Consider the following 13,557-nt stretch of genomic DNA (forward strand, 5'->3'; position numbering starts at 1 on the left):
CGCCGAGTGATGTATTCGGCAAATTGAGTTAGTCGGCGCTGGCGCTGCGAGTCGAAGCCCTGATCGTTGCCGGCAGGTTTGCCGGGCAGTCGTAAAGCAGGTCGCTGATCGACTGGCTGATGCGCGGCAAGCCGCCCATGTCGATTTGATACATCCGGCTGTGGTGGACGTTGGTGCGGCGCAATTCCTCGCGGACGGTATCCATCAGCAATTTGGGCGTCAGATTGTTGGGGTGAATGGCGCGCACCAAACCTTGCAGGGCCAGGCGTTCCGCGCGTATCCATTGCTCCTGCGAAGGTTTGACGCGCGGTACCAAAATCGCGCGCTTACGTAAGGTCAATAGCTCGCAGGTGGAGTTATAACCGCCCATGCTGACCACCAAATCAGCGGCTTCCATACAGGCCATCATGTCGGTGTTAAATTCCTGAATCACCACGTTACGACAGCCGCGAGCCAAAACTTCGAGCTGGTGGCGGCGGCTTTCCGACATTTCCGGGCCGCAAATCATCAGGGTCATGGTGTTGTCGCCCAGATCTTGCCGATTCAAGCCTTCCAGATAGCTATGCAGCAATTGGTAGCCGTCTTCACCGCCACCCGCTGTCACCAACACCAGTCGTTCCTGGGTGCAGCCGATTTGCTGCCGAATCTCACCGGCGCGTTTGTCGCTGCGTTCGCGGGCGATGTAGCCGCAGAAGTCGACTTTTTCATGGCTGGCGTCGGGAAACTCGTATTCCTTGCGCATGTCGTAAATCTCCGGCGAACCGACCACCAGCACCTTGTCGTAATGGGATTGAATGGCGTCGTGATAGCCGTTTTTCTTCCACACGGGTATCGTGCTTTCCGGACTGTCGAGGATGTCTCGCAACAACAAGACCAACTTGGCACGGTGCCCGCGGCGTTGCATCAGATTGAGAGCCGCGCCCAATTCGTCGCTGACGCCGTAGGGCTTTTTATCGACCAAAATCAAATCGGGGTCGAAATCCAGCACTGCGCTGAGGATGATGTTGCTGCGCAGTGTGAGCAATTGGGCGTATTCCATGTCCAGAAACTTCACCGAATAATCGCCTTTCACGCTACGCGACAGACACGGCAATTTGATGTAATCGATGCGGTCCGGAATCCGGAAGGCGTGCAACATCGGCGAACCGGACAAAATCAGCACCGAGACATTCGGGTCGGCATCCACCAATGATTTAGAAATGGCCAACATCCGCCGGATATTGCCCAGACCGAAGGTATCGTGGGAATACACAATGATTCTTTTGGATTGTTTGCTAAGCGTCATGGCCCGGATTCCTTTTGCTGCATCGTCACTATGCGGGCGCCATTAGTTTCCAGTGAGGATAATCTGACGCCCGGTTCAATTTCGGTAACCAGACAAAACCGTGGTTACGTGCAGCGTTTATTCCTGGGTAAACCAGCAAGGTTCATTCAAATCGGCATTTTCATCAAACTTTAATGTGGCGATGTTACTCAGCCTGCCCACAGGCGCATGAACCGGTTTTTTGGGACAGCCTGCCTTAAACAAGGCGGGAATAGATTGAGAAGTCCGAAATCCGGGGTTATGAAGCGCTTCGGGAATGTTGCGCCAACGGTTTTGGCGATACGCGAGTCGGCATCGCCCTGCCTACTTTGCCTTCGAACAGCGTAGCGGAATTAAGAGGTTTTTAAGCAAAAAGGCGAACAATCCGCTGCGACTGAAACAATCCCACAAAGGAGGATATATGTTCAGGCTTACAACGATATTGTTAATCGGCGTGTTATGGTCCGGAACAGCTTTGGCGCATGGAGATGATTGGGGACGTGGCCACCATAGGCGGCATCATCACCATCACGGGCATGCTTACCGGCCATATTTTAGGATGCATGGCCCAGCAAGATTGGGCTATTACCCTCCCCCGCCGCCGCGCTATTTCGCGCGGCCGCCGCTGGACTATTACGGCTATCCGCCGCGGCCGATGCCCCGATATGATTACCGGGAGCGCTGGTGATTGGACGCTTGCCGGGAGTTCAAACGATTGGTTGTTTTGACTCAGGATTAGAGATACCAGCCATGTGCATTTGGGGTTGCTTGGCACTTCCGAGCATCTGGCTTCAATCGGCCATTAACGGACGACGGTGTGTGGTTTTGAGTGACAGCAATTTAGTCAGTAGCTGACTTCAGCTTAGTTGTAAATGCCAGATTGAAGGAGTTTCCGCAATTTCATTATTAGTATCACGGTGCATCATACGGGCGTGCTAAAAGCCACGCCGGCTCATCAGTCCTCCCTCTACGAATACCAGGGATCAAAAAAATCACACAAAAAATAATTGCAGCCAAAGTATGAAATAAAAACATAAAAAAATAACCGTTATATTCAGTAAAAAAAGGGCTAAATTTACCTACAGCATGTGTTAGTTTATGAATATCATAGAATCCAAGGCGGCCACAGGTGACCACAACAAATCCAAACGAAAGGTTAAAACTCATGTACCCCAACCATAGCGAGCTTATATAAAGCACACGGGGCCGGTTTGCGCTATTTGTCCACGGAGCGACAATAAAAACAAAACTACTTATCCATAAAAAATTAATCAGTTGGCACGCAGGTGGTAGTATAGTGCTTATAGAAAATAGTTCATGAATGGAAAACCAGTTTGCGATGGTATTGGCATCTAGATCAATATTAGATACTGAAAGCTTATTAGCCATATAACTTCCTAAATATGCGAAAAATATTGGGAGTGGCAATTTCCCAATTAACTCAAAATAATTTTCCCTCTTGAATCGTGAAGATAAAGAAGATGTCAATGAAAGTTTGGAAAAATCAATTACTACCAGAGATGACAAGATTGCGAAAAACAGTGAGAATATTAATAAAGTGATGAGCTCTTCCTTACTATAATCGGTAATTTTGAACTTACTCGTTGTAGAGACAAAAAACTTTGCAGTAGAACCCACAAAGTTTCCTGAAAATGTCAACATAAGCTGCATCATGACACCGAACAAAAATGCATCAATTGATCGAAGGCGAGACATCTCGTTAAGTGGTTGTTTTATGAACTTAAGGCGATCGAAGGCGGAGGGATGAAATCTTGACGTTATTGATGTCAAAAACTTTGATTTCTTATTCCTGACCTCGGCCTTTTTTTCAAATATTTCAACCAATGATTTATATGAACCAGTCTGACATGCTTTGTAATCTGCATAATTCTCTCGATCTCTCACCAATAAAAACCATTCCACAGTTATTAGCAATAAAGTGGGCATGAAAACAATAATATAGTTAAGGTTTTGCAGAAACCTAAACATATTTTCTGAAATGTAGAAAAAGGGATTTTGCCAAAAAAAATTGGTATCCCAGTTGATGCACATTATTTCATAAATAAATTTTATGCCACTTATCAGCGGAATTGAAATAAAGATTATTGTCAAAGCATATAAAATCGATCTTGAAGCATATGCCTTGAATACATCTTTATTTTTGATGTGACTGAGTTCATGTAAAACTACCGCGTCAAAATAGGCCGGCTTTCTCCTAAATACTGAAATCAAACCGTTATTTATTAGGATGTTTTTTGGATTTCCAGCGCCGAATGCTTGAGCGTCTTGTAATGGGTTATATGATATATATACATTTGGTGGACTGATATTTAATAGCTTGGAAAGACGAACTACTCCTTCTACAATAGCCTGATGTTCTTGTTGATTTGCCCGCTCAAGTTGCCTTTTTCCAATTATCAAGATTGGCAATAAAAAATAAAATATGGCAGAAATTACTAAGAATCCAATTATTGTATATATACGCCACGTGACATCCGGGATATCAAGAGATGTATTAATAAAAATTTCTAACGATTTTTTAATTGTATCGCTTACATCGTAAACGATTAAAATGCTAATTATACCTATACTATTAAATCTATTAGCCGTCCTGCTGGGCAATGAATCTACATTCAGACTAGTTTGATTGATATTCATTCTTTATTTTCAAGTATGCGTTTTATAATAAATTTTGAGAGATATGTAATTTCTTCTGGGTCTTGAAGATGTTTTTGTATTACATCGACCACAAGTGCATTCAGGGCGTCTGTATCTTGATTTGAAAGGAGAATAATACCCTGAGACTTCTCTTTTCTATACTTCGCCAATCTATTTTTAATTTCATCCTTGGCTATTTCTACCCCAGTGTCAGCGATTTTTCCGAGTAAATATCCTAATGCTGCCCACATGGCATTGAGAACGACAGGTGTAAATAATGAGACAATGTCGCCCAATCCAAATGCCAGCAAGTCCGAATTTTTCATCTGATGCCTTTCAGCGATATAATCTTCAAAATACATAATTTCTTCTGGAGCGATTTCTAAAATAACTTCCCTAGACAATTCAATCGTTGTTGTTCTGATTTCATCATAAAGGGGGTATTTTGAATTATCAAATTTCATATTTTTATATCCTATTTTTATAAGCAACGATTTGGCATGAGTTAGTGATCATTGGTACTTTTAAATGCTTCTCTTGGGTTAAGTTCTACCTATAAAATTTCTTTTCTAATTTTATTTGTCATCGACCAAAGAGCTATGAGTGTTTGCCTATATAACATTTTTTAATGTAATTTATGATTATTGCACTTACTCGAACTGCTTGTCAGATTTGGTGCTTAAACCAGACCGTCAGAATCATCAATGAACTTCTGCTAAGGGTCGATTCCAGCAAATCAACAATCTCAACCCTCCCGTTTTTACCCAGAACACCAGACTTCCCTGTTGGATATTCAGCCTCAACTTGCGCAAGACAGAAATATTTTCAGCTACCGGCCAAAATGATGTTTCGACCTAATAATGCATATAGCGGAAATACAAAGGGGGCAGCAGCCAGTTTGCCAAGCTTTTACAAAAACCTTAGCCACCGCCCCTTAACTTCAGCACCGACTCAAACCGCCACGCCCTGCGCATCGAACAAGCCTTCGAATAAAGCAGAGCTCAAATAGCGCTCGCCGGAGTCCGGCAGTACCACCACAATGGTCTTGCCGACATTTTCCGGCCGTTTTGCCACCCGCACTGCCGCCGCAACCGCCGCGCCGCAGGAAATTCCGGATAACAAGCCTTCTTCCCGCGCCAAACGCCGCGCATACTCAATCGCTTCGTCATTACTGACTTGCTCGATGGCATCGATCATGGATAAATCCAATACATCGGGCACAAATCCGGCCCCTATGCCCTGAATTTTATGCGGCCCCGGCTGTATATCTTGGCCGCTGCGATACTGAGTTAACACCGGGCTGGCTTCCGGCTCCACGGCGATGGAAACGATGGGTTTGCTTTGCGTGAGTTTGATGTAGCGCGACACGCCAGTAATGGTGCCGCCAGTGCCGACGCCGGCCACTAAAATATCGACCGCACCGTCGCTGTCATGCCAAATTTCCGGGCCGGTGGTCTGCTCGTGGATTTGCGGGTTAGCGGGGTTTTTGAACTGCTGCAACAGTACATAGCGCTCAGGATCGGAAGCGACAATCTCTTCAGCCTTGGCAATGGCACCTTTCATGCCTTTGGCGCCCTCGGTCAGCACCAGTTTGGCGCCGTAGGCCACCAGTAATTTGCGGCGCTCGATACTCATGGTATCCGGCATCGTTAAAGTCAACGGAATGCCGCGGGCGGCGGCGACAAAGGCCAGTGCGATGCCGGTATTGCCGCTGGTTGGCTCGATTAACTCTTTGCCGGGTCCCAGCAGGCCGCGCTGCTGCGCATCGTTAATCATTGCCGCGCCGATGCGGCATTTCACCGAATATCCAGGGTTACGCCCTTCGACTTTAGCCAATAGGGTGACTTGAGCGCCGTCGGTAATGCGGTTAAGCCTGACCAGCGGTGTTTTGCCGATAGACTGCGAATTGTCGGGATACCAATATGCCATAACATTTTCCTTCAAAATGGATAGTCCAAAAAAAGCCAGTGCGCATTGACCTGCACTGGCTGTTTGTGGGGTTGAATTAAGCTCACACCGCTAAATCAGAAAAACGTGTTGCACACGCCCTGAATAGCCGTAGTACCACAGCTCCAAGATTGCGCCTGTTTGAAGATTTTTGCAACCTGCAGCCAGACTGCATCGTACATCCCTGGGATAGCCGGCCATCAATCAAAGACAGTAAATTCAAACCGCAAGAGAGCACCGCCAGCCAAAGCCTAGCGTTACCGAAAAGTAATAGAAGGTTGGAAGAATGATCCTGAAAGCGCATACCGGTGAAGGCATGCGCGAAATCGGCAGAATTTACTTTTTGGATGTTCTGATAATTGAAGTCAGATGACGACCGCATTGTGCGCAAACAAAGTTTCCGGTGGGTACGCCGGAGACATATTCTTTGGCTAAGGACGGGTGGTCGCAGTGCTCGTCATTTCTGCTTTTAGTTGATGTATCTAATTTCTTTGCGTCCATAATCTTCCCCTTGCTTTACGCATACTTACAGGATTATTTAACAAATTTTTTTACGTTAAAAGTTAAGCAAAAAACATACGCACAGAACACAAGCCTATGTACTTAAAAGACTTTTATTAGCCGCAGACCAAACCCAGCAAAAGTCGAACCGTCAGGTGTAAATTTTCTCGACTTAGCCATTTACGCTAACCATCCGCTTTACCGATACAACAGCCGCTTAATACGCCAATTTGCATAATTTGAGCTGCTAATAGAGTGAAATCGAAAAAATCAACTGAACCAGTTTGTTTGCTTGCAAAAAAGCTGCTGTAAAAAATTCCGACAGCTGATAAACGCCGGGGATCTGGCCGGCTACCAGGGAATTTACCGGGCCAAATACCATTATTCAAGCCGCCGGACCAAGCAACCATTTCGGAAAATAATCAATGTGTGGCAAACCGGCAGGCACAAAAAAGGGGCTTGCAGCCCCTTTTTTACGATTGCGTGGAGCAGTCTATTTAACTGCCTCGGCAATTTTGTTGAACGCTTCAACCCGTTGCTTGCCGGTATTGGCTAAATCGATGCCATTCTCGACGATCATTTGAATCAAGCCCGGTGTGCTGTAAACGATTTTGCCCATGTAAGCCACTACCGGCACGGCAACAATCGCACCGAACAAAGTACCGATACCCACCATATGCAGCATTTTGGTAATCAACACCACTATATCCAGCGGCAACAAAATCAAAGTACCGAAATACAACAATACGATGAATGTGAACAGCGCGAACACCACAAACTGCAGCAGTCTTACCAATGCGACATTAAGGTTTTTCATGTTAATTTGTCTCGAATGAATGAAGAATCTTTTGCAAACACAGGCAACGAACTTGTTTTTCGTTGCCTTTTCAGCCGGTTAGCCAACTGGCGGCATTATAAAATAAAAGCCCTACTGTTTCTTGCTTTTTTGCCGGTTAAACGCGGCGTTAAGGCCTATTCATCAGACAGGAATTGATATGCCGCGGGTTTCTTTTCGATAAAAAACGGATGCAGCAAAGCGCCGGCAACGAAACCGCCCAGATGCGCCCACCATGCGGAATCCACCGCGACATTATCTAAAACCGCCGCGGTGAATACGTCGCCGATTTGGATAATCACCCAAAATCCAAGAAAAGCTATCGCCGGCACATGGAAAAACACCGGGTAAAACAGGATAGGCACCAATATCACAACCGTGGCTTGTGGGAAGCGAAAAAAATACGCCCCCAACACGCCAGCGATGGCGCCGGATGCACCGACCACCGGCACCGCCATCTTCGGATAAAAATACCATTGCGCATAGGTTGCCAACAGGCCGCACAATACGTAAAACATCACAAAACGTTTATGCCCCATCAAGTCTTCGATGTTGTCGGCGAATATCCATAAAAACACCATGTTCATCAACAGGTGCAGGAAACCGCCGTGCAGGAACATATTGGTAAAAAACGACAGATAATGATCCGGCGGCAAACCAAAACTATAAGCCCAATCCGGATTGGAATAGCGAATCGGCACCATCCCATACATGTAGACAAAGTGTTGCCCCATCTCGTCCGGCATAAACAGCATCACCACATACACAGCAATACAGACAGCCATGATGCTCCAAGTTACATAAGGCTTGATGTTACAAGGTATCGAATCTCGAATGGGTATCATCTTAGGCTTCCTAAAGTAGTGGGCACACAAATCAGAGGCTGATTAAAACTTTTCGTTCCAAGTCTTTTCCAGACGCTGCACCGAAACCGGGTAAGCCGTTTTCAGTTGCTGCGCAAACAAGGACACGCGCAATTCCTCCAAACTCCAGCGGAAGGCTTCGCGCTCAGGCATGGGCACCAAAGTCTTCATTTGCTTTTCGACATGTTGCCAAAAGCGTTGCGATAGCCTGTGCAGACCTTGTATATCCGCCGAATCGGGCTTTTGCTTATCCAGACGACACTCAATGGCTTTTAAATAACGCGGCATCGCTTGTATCTGCGCCAGCGGCGTATACCGCAAGAAACCGCTAAACAACAGCAAACTCAACTGTTTCTCCAAGTCTTCTCGCAAACTTGGGCTGACGCCAGGCTGTTTCAATCGCTGTCTGACCGTTTGGTAGTTTGCCATGATTTCCGTGACATGCTTGCCCACCTGATTCCCAACCGTGACCAGCGTAGCCTTTTTGGCCGCCAGCGCCGCTTCGAACTGCTGCTGGCTGCGGATCGTACTATCAGCAACAAACACACTATTAAAGATCAAGAATAGTAGATCCTCCTTAAAATCGCCGCCCGGCCGTTCTGTCAAAAACGGGTGCTTGGGCAGTTGATTGTAGGCCAATTGCAAGGTGGCCTGTACCCCGCTGTTTTTTAACAAATACTGGGCGTCCTTGCGGCATTGCAATTGAAACAACTTAGTCAAACCGTCGAAATGCGCCAGATCGGCTTTGTATTGGGTGTCGAGTATTTTCACCCCCACCGTGTCGCCTTCGTCCACAATGGCCGGAAAGCCGATGAAGGTCTGGCCTTTTTGCATGAACTGCCAAGTCTCCGGCAAGTCGTCAAACGCCCAGGCGATACAGCCGGTGTAGTTCATTTCCTCTTGCGCCAGCTTGTCGAAACTGTCACCAGCCTTTGTGGCATAGTCGGCTTGCAGCTTAGCCAGGTTACGGCCATAGCCCAAGGCCCGGCCATGATCATCAACGATGCGGAAATTCATTTTCAAATGGTCCGGCAAGGCATCCGGCTGCCACTCATTCAAGGGTATCGATTCGCCGGTCAGTTTGCGCAAACGACCGCTCAACCACTCGAACAACGAGCCCTTAAAATCCGGTTCAATTTCCAGGCAAGCTTTGGCGGTGTTCGGCACCGGCACGAAATGCTTACGCAGATGCTTGGGTAGCGATTTGATCAAGGCCGTGACTTTTTCTTCCAGCATGCCCGGGACCAACCAATCGAACGGCGCCTGGCGAATTTGATTGAGCTGATGCACAGGTACGATGGCCGTCACCCCGTCTTCGTCGTGGCCCGGTTCGAAGCGGTAATGCAGTTCGATAGTCAAATCGCCAATCTTCTTGCTGTCCGGAAAATCCCAATCGTTGATCTTGCCATCGTCGTGGCGGGTCAAATCTTCCTTGGTCAGAAACAAAATCTTCGGGTTTTCGCGCTCGACTTTCTTGCGCCATTGATCGAGGGTAATGCCGCTGACCACCTCGGCCGGCAGCTTTTTATCGTAAAACTGATACAGCCACTCTTCGTCTTCCACCAAATCGACGCGGCGGCCCTTGTGCTGAATGTACCCCACCTCTTCCAGCAAGGCCTCGTTGGCCTTAAAGAACGGCGCATTGCTGTGATAATCATGATTTACCAAAGCATGACGGATAAACATCTCCCGTGCGGCTTTAGGATCGACATTTTCGTAGGGCACTTTGCGCTTGGCTTGCAAGGTCAAACCGTACAACAAGGTACGCTCGTAAACCCCGCTGCGGCCGGCGTTTTTCTCCCAATGCGGGTCGTAGTAATTTCGTTTGACCAGATGCTGAGCGCAGGCTTCTATCCATTCCGGCTCGATCTTGGCAACAGTGCGCGCATAGACCTTACTGGTCTCCACTTGTTCGGCGGCCATGATCCACTTCGGCCTTAGCTTATGCTGGCCGGAACCCGGAAAGATGAAAAACTTCAAGCCACGCGCACCCAGATATTCGTATTGCTCGTGTCTAAAACCGATATTCGATAACAAACCCGGCAACAACGCCATATGAATCTGTTCATAATTGGCCGGATTACCGCTGGTCTTCAAGCCCAAATCACCGCGTGCCACCTGCATAATTTGAGTATGAATGTCATGCCATTCACGCATGCGGATATAGGACAAGAAATTATCCTGGCAATACTTGCGCAGCTTGCTGTTAGTCAAATGCTTTTTCTGTTCTTCAAAGGCATTCCACAGATTCAGCAAACTCAAAAAGTCCGAATCTTCGGCCTTGAACTGCGCATGTTTGGCTTCGGCCTGCGGCAATTTATCGGCCGGTTTGTCGCGCGGGTCCTGAATGCTCAAGGCCGAGACGATGATCGCGACCTCGTGTAGCGAACCCAATTGCGCCGCCGCCAGCAGCATGCGCGCCAGTTTGGGGTCGGTCGGAATCTTCGCCAACTGCCGGCCAGTTTCAGTGAGATTGCCCTGCTTATCCAACGCATCGACTTCGAACAGCGAAGTCTTGCCGTCGCGGACCATTTTTTCGTCGGGCGGTTCGACGAACGGGAATTCTTCGATGTCGCCCAATTTCAAAGCCGCCATCTGTAATATCACCGACGACAGATTGGTGCGCAGTATTTCGGGATCAGTAAACTCCGGCCGGGCCAGATAATCCTCTTTCGAATACAGCCTGATGCAAATACCTTCGGCCACCCGGCCGCAACGTCCTGCCCTTTGGTTAGCGCTGGCTTGCGAAATGCGTTCGATCGGCAGGCGTTGAATCTTGCTCTTGGCACTGTAGCGGCTAATGCGGGCGTGGCCGGAATCGATTACGCAGCGGATGCCCGGCACGGTCAACGATGTTTCGGCCACGTTAGTCGCCAAGACGATGCGCGGCTTGTTACCGCTGGGTTTGAACACCCGCTCCTGCTCGGCAACGCTGAGTTTGGAATACAGTGGCAACACATCGTAGCGGGCGTTATTGTGCGACTTGCGCAAGGACTCGGTGGTCTCGCGAATTTCGTGCTCGCCGCTCAAGAAAATCAGAATGTCGCCGCGCATATCCCGATACAACTCGTCCACCGCATCCAGAATGGCTTGCTGCAAATCGGCCGAGGTTTCGTCGTCTTCCTCGATTAACTCGATAGGCCGATAACGCACATCCACCGGATAGGTACGACCGGAAACGTTGACGATAGGTGCGTCGTTAAAATGCTTGGCAAACCGCTCCGGGTCGATGGTCGCGGAGGTAATCACCACTTTTAAATCCGGCCGTTTCGGCAGCAGCCAGCGCAAATAACCCAGCAAAAAATCGATATTCAGGCTGCGCTCGTGCGCCTCGTCGATGATGATCGTGTCGTATTGATTTAAATAAGGATCGTTCTGCGACTCCGCCAGCAGGATGCCGTCGGTCATCAATTTGACCAGCGAATTAGGATGGGTTTGGTCATGGAAGCGCACCTTGTAACCCACCGCCTGGCCGATAGGTTGACCCAATTCCTCGGCGATACGGTCGGCAACGGTACGGGCGGCGATTCTTCTTGGTTGAGTGTGACCGATCAAACCGGTTAAGCCGCGCCCTATTTCCAAACAAATCTTCGGTAACTGCGTGGTCTTACCGGAACCCGTCTCACCGCAGACGATGGTGACTTGATGATTTTTAATCAGCCCGGCAATCTCGTCCTTCTTGCCGCTGACCGGTAAATCCGGGTAATTAATCACCGGCACCGATGCCCGGCGCTGATTGCACCGCCCCACCGAACGTTCGATCTTCTCCGCCACTTGCTGTATTTGCCCTGCCACATCCTTGCCCTTACTCGCCTCGCTGCGCAATCGGTCCAGTTGCCGCTTCAAGCCGTGGCGGTCGGTGCCCATACAGTTTTGGAGATTTTTGGCGAGTTGTTTCAGGGTGTCGTGGACGGACATGGGCGGAGAATCTGGTAAAAGCCCGGCATTATAAGGGTAGACGGGGCGGGTTTACATTTGACTTGGGAGAATTAACTTGACTCCGGGCGGGCAAGTGTTGCCGCCTATTCCACTGGTTACCAAGCTCCAGCTTAGTAAGTGAGCCTCGAAAGCTCCAGCTTTGTTATTAGCCAGGAAGCAATAGCTTCCAAGACTTAGGTTCCAAGCGAGAGCTTGGAAACCAGAAAACCAATACCGACCTCTGGAGCTGTGCCAGTTGAGCTCCCTCGCCGAAACGTGGGAAAGATAAAACAGGGTTTATCCAATGACCGTATGTGAGCTAATTGCCGACTGTAGGATGGGTAGAGCGACGCGAAACCCATCAAACGAAACGCTGATAAAACGGATATGACAGAATATCGCCGACATCGCCTCAAAGGCGGTTGTTATTTCTTCACAGTCAATTTAGCGGAACGGAATCGGACATTGCTGACCGATAAGATTGAACTGCTTCGCGAGTCTTTTCGTGACGTTAAGGATCAACACCCGTTTACTATTGACGCGATTGTTGTTTTACCGGAGCATCTCCATACCATTTGGATGTTGCCGGAAGATGACGATGATTTTAGTTGCCGCTGGCGGCTCATTAAGACCCGCTTTACTGGAAAGATCGAAAAAAGTGAACGAATATTCAAAAGCCACCAACTCAAACAGGAACGCGGTATTTACCCACAGGGCACAAGTGGCAAAGACGATTTTGGGAGCACCGCATTAGAAACGAGGACGACTTCGTCAAACATGTCGACTACATTCATTACAATCCAGTAGAACACGGCTATGTCCGTTGCGTTGCCGATTGGCAGTATTCTTCATTTCATGATTTCGTGAAACGCGGCATTCTCCCGCCAAATTGGGCGGGTAATAGGCATCCTGAAATGGATTTGGGATAAGCCAATATAATTTCAATGGGTTTCGGCTAGCGCCTCTACCCATCCTACGAGCTAAATACTAAAAGCCAGCGCAAATTATTGGGTTTAGTTTTTCGATCACTTCAAATCGCTTTCCATCAGGATCAATACCGAACAAATTCCAGTTGAATCGATATAGTTTGCCACGAAAACATAGCGGTTCTTTTGTTATGGCAATGCTATCGATTAACTGCACGATATTTACCTTACTCGACACAGGAATAATCGTCTCGCCATCTAGCTCGCCTCCTTTGCTTTTCTCGACGGTCAAATGATAGCAGCCTTCACAAGCAAGCATCTCGTATCGCGCACTGACAATTGACTCTTCAAGCTGAAGTTTAGATGCCACGAGTAACCCACTAATGGCCATGGCGGTTAAACCCAATATAATAATATTAACCTTCATTACTTGATAAGCCTTTGTATTTCATCATGTTCAATAATCCCTTTTTAGTTGTTTTTAAAAGTAATCCGCCATTGTGATAGATAGAACGTTTCCCACTGGTTACCAAGCTCCAGCTTGGTAACTGAGGCTCGAAAGCTCTAGCTTTCTTTATTTGCCGGGAAGCAATAGCTTCCAAGATT

The 13,557-nt window shown here is 47.9% G+C and carries 10 protein-coding genes and 1 pseudogene; 1 reads left to right on the plus strand and 10 read right to left on the minus strand.

The features are described 5' to 3' along the window. Positions 1-28 precede the first annotated feature (28 nt). The 8 genes from ACH5Y9_RS11135 to hrpA form a co-directional block, all read right to left on the minus strand. Positions 29-1,285, minus strand: coding sequence for a glycosyltransferase family protein (locus ACH5Y9_RS11135; protein WP_445369660.1), 1,257 nt, complete (start codon positions 1,283-1,285; stop codon positions 29-31). Positions 1,286-2,215: 930 nt separating this feature from the next. After that, the gene (locus tag ACH5Y9_RS11140; RefSeq protein WP_445369661.1) at positions 2,216-3,961 is read right to left on the minus strand and encodes a M56 family metallopeptidase; all 1,746 of its coding nucleotides are present in this window, start codon (positions 3,959-3,961) and stop codon (positions 2,216-2,218) included. Further along, positions 3,958-4,425, minus strand: coding sequence for a hypothetical protein (locus ACH5Y9_RS11145; protein WP_445369662.1), 468 nt, complete (start codon positions 4,423-4,425; stop codon positions 3,958-3,960). The genes ACH5Y9_RS11140 and ACH5Y9_RS11145 overlap by 4 nt, the downstream gene beginning before the upstream one ends. A 487-nt stretch (positions 4,426-4,912) precedes the next feature. Continuing rightward, positions 4,913-5,890, minus strand: a complete 978-nt coding sequence (gene cysK, locus ACH5Y9_RS11150) for a cysteine synthase A (RefSeq protein WP_171694985.1) — start codon at positions 5,888-5,890, stop codon at positions 4,913-4,915. Between the two features lie 704 nt (positions 5,891-6,594). Beyond that, positions 6,595-6,819 (minus strand): hypothetical protein, encoded by a 225-nt coding sequence (locus ACH5Y9_RS11155; RefSeq protein WP_445369663.1) that lies wholly within the window; start codon positions 6,817-6,819, stop codon positions 6,595-6,597. A gap of 83 nt (positions 6,820-6,902) precedes the next feature. Continuing rightward, positions 6,903-7,226, minus strand: coding sequence for a hypothetical protein (locus tag ACH5Y9_RS11160; RefSeq protein WP_033158040.1), 324 nt, complete (start codon positions 7,224-7,226; stop codon positions 6,903-6,905). Between the two features lie 155 nt (positions 7,227-7,381). After that, positions 7,382-8,089, minus strand: a complete 708-nt coding sequence (locus tag ACH5Y9_RS11165; RefSeq protein WP_445369664.1) for a rhomboid family intramembrane serine protease — start codon at positions 8,087-8,089, stop codon at positions 7,382-7,384. A gap of 42 nt (positions 8,090-8,131) precedes the next feature. Then, on the minus strand, positions 8,132-12,025 hold the full coding sequence (gene hrpA, locus ACH5Y9_RS11170; RefSeq protein WP_445369665.1) for an ATP-dependent RNA helicase HrpA: 3,894 nt from the start codon (positions 12,023-12,025) through the stop codon (positions 8,132-8,134). A gap of 387 nt (positions 12,026-12,412) precedes the next feature. On the opposite strand from hrpA, the pseudogene ACH5Y9_RS11175 reads away from it, so the two are divergent. Then, positions 12,413-12,954: pseudogene (locus ACH5Y9_RS11175) on the plus strand (REP-associated tyrosine transposase). A gap of 58 nt (positions 12,955-13,012) precedes the next feature. Here ACH5Y9_RS11175 and ACH5Y9_RS11180 read toward each other — a convergent pair. Both ACH5Y9_RS11180 and ACH5Y9_RS11185 read right to left on the minus strand, forming a co-directional pair. Beyond that, the gene (locus ACH5Y9_RS11180; RefSeq protein ID WP_445369666.1) at positions 13,013-13,378 is read right to left on the minus strand and encodes a hypothetical protein; all 366 of its coding nucleotides are present in this window, start codon (positions 13,376-13,378) and stop codon (positions 13,013-13,015) included. Continuing rightward, positions 13,368-13,553, minus strand: coding sequence for a hypothetical protein (locus ACH5Y9_RS11185; RefSeq protein ID WP_133120726.1), 186 nt, complete (start codon positions 13,551-13,553; stop codon positions 13,368-13,370). The genes ACH5Y9_RS11180 and ACH5Y9_RS11185 overlap by 11 nt, the downstream gene beginning before the upstream one ends. Positions 13,554-13,557 lie beyond the last annotated feature (4 nt).

The sequence above is a fragment of the Methylomonas sp. BW4-1 genome (assembly GCF_052474385.1).

Bases quoted from the DNA above. Each gene is read 5' to 3' on its own strand.
- ACH5Y9_RS11135 (WP_445369660.1), bottom strand. From the start codon at position 1,285: ATGACGCTTAGCAAACAATCCAAAAGAATCATTGTGTATTCCCACGAT.
- ACH5Y9_RS11140 (WP_445369661.1), bottom strand. From the start codon at position 3,961: ATGAATATCAATCAAACTAGTCTGAATGTAGATTCATTGCCCAGCAGG.
- ACH5Y9_RS11145 (WP_445369662.1), bottom strand. From the start codon at position 4,425: ATGAAATTTGATAATTCAAAATACCCCCTTTATGATGAAATCAGAACA.
- cysK (WP_171694985.1), bottom strand. From the start codon at position 5,890: ATGGCATATTGGTATCCCGACAATTCGCAGTCTATCGGCAAAACACCG.
- ACH5Y9_RS11155 (WP_445369663.1), bottom strand. From the start codon at position 6,819: ATGGTTGCTTGGTCCGGCGGCTTGAATAATGGTATTTGGCCCGGTAAA.
- ACH5Y9_RS11160 (WP_033158040.1), bottom strand. From the start codon at position 7,226: ATGAAAAACCTTAATGTCGCATTGGTAAGACTGCTGCAGTTTGTGGTG.
- ACH5Y9_RS11165 (WP_445369664.1), bottom strand. From the start codon at position 8,089: ATGATACCCATTCGAGATTCGATACCTTGTAACATCAAGCCTTATGTA.
- hrpA (WP_445369665.1), bottom strand. From the start codon at position 12,025: ATGTCCGTCCACGACACCCTGAAACAACTCGCCAAAAATCTCCAAAAC.
- ACH5Y9_RS11180 (WP_445369666.1), bottom strand. From the start codon at position 13,378: ATGAAGGTTAATATTATTATATTGGGTTTAACCGCCATGGCCATTAGT.